Source organism: Kitasatospora nipponensis (assembly GCF_039528135.1).
Lineage (GTDB): Bacteria > Actinomycetota > Actinomycetes > Streptomycetales > Streptomycetaceae > Kitasatospora > Kitasatospora nipponensis.
In genome coordinates this window covers 1-618 of sequence record NZ_BAAALF010000853.1, presented here as the reverse complement: position 1 = coordinate 618, position 618 = coordinate 1, and the positions used below count along the sequence as shown (strand labels likewise).

The window sequence follows — 618 nt, the reverse complement described above, 5'->3', positions numbered from 1 at the left end:
CTCTAGCCCGGAACCTCGCTGATCTCGAAGAGGTGACCGTCCGGATCGCGGAAGAACGCCCGCACCTCGTACCCCCGGTCCACCGGAGGCGTGAGGAACTCCGCACCCCGCGCACGCAGAGTCTCGTACGCCCCACGGCAGTCGGGCACCCGGAAGATCAACTCAGCGCTCACCCGGTCGGGATCGTCCGGAGCCGCGAACGTCACGGTCGGCTTGTCCTCGGTCGGCCCACCGCCGGTGACCAGCAACAGCCAACTGCCCAGCAGCCTCAGCACGCACGCGCTCCCGTACTCGCGCTCCACCGTCGCGCCGAGCACCCGCTCGTACCACTGGCGCGACCGGCCGACGTCGGTGACGACCAGCAGCCGGGTCAGTTCCATGTCCTCGGTCGGGAAAGCCGACACCGCGTCACCCACTCCTCTTGGCCCTGATCGATCCCGACCCTAGCCAGGTGTCCCGCCCGGAGCGGGTCGCCGTGCGGAGCCCGCGGTCCGAGGGTGTCGATCTCACGCCGATCGGGTGACAAGAAATATCTTGACATCAAGAGATTTGGGGCCGAGGGTGGGAGTAGATATCTTGATGTCGAGATACTTGTGAGGCCGACGATGTCCGTACCCG

1 protein-coding gene is annotated in these 618 nt (G+C 66.8%); it reads right to left on the bottom strand.

The annotated features are described in order from the left end of the window. Positions 1-2 precede the first annotated feature (2 nt). Positions 3-404, bottom strand: a complete 402-nt coding sequence (locus tag ABD323_RS43700; protein ID WP_221503702.1) for a VOC family protein — start codon at positions 402-404, stop codon at positions 3-5. Positions 405-618: the final 214 nt, after the last annotated feature.